General features: G+C 61.3%; 1 protein-coding gene. It reads right to left on the bottom strand.

The features are described from left to right. Nucleotides 1-359: DUF3304 domain-containing protein (locus tag AB4Z35_RS31345; RefSeq protein ID WP_442101345.1), on the bottom strand; the 359-nt coding region annotated here is incomplete at both ends.

Genomic DNA, 359 nt, shown 5'->3' with positions numbered 1-359 from the left:
TAGTCGGGATGTCCAAGACCCATCATGGTCACGAACACCTTGACATTGCCGTCGCGCAGGAAGTGGACGGCGAACATTCCTCCGTCCCTCGGGCCATAAGGAGGTACCGGCACGATCCGCTCCTGCGGCACATCGTCGATGCGATGGACCCACCTGACCTTCGCCGTCATGCCAGGCTTGTAGACCCGTGGCACCGTGACGCAACAGGTGAACTTGCCACCGCCCTTGTGCGCCCCGATATTCGGGCCGCCATGACCGTTGACCTCAAACGCGTAGATGCCCACATCGGTGTGGTTGTAGCCAACCATTGACACCGCGATGGGCTTGTCGCCGCAACCGGGCATGGCCAGTGACAATGC

The sequence above is a fragment of the Pseudomonas sp. KB_15 genome, from assembly GCF_052114525.1.
In the GTDB taxonomy this organism is placed as follows: Bacteria; Pseudomonadota; Gammaproteobacteria; order Pseudomonadales; family Pseudomonadaceae; genus Aquipseudomonas.
The sequence above is the reverse complement of the archived record's forward strand: the minus strand, read 5'-3'. Positions and strand labels throughout refer to the sequence as shown.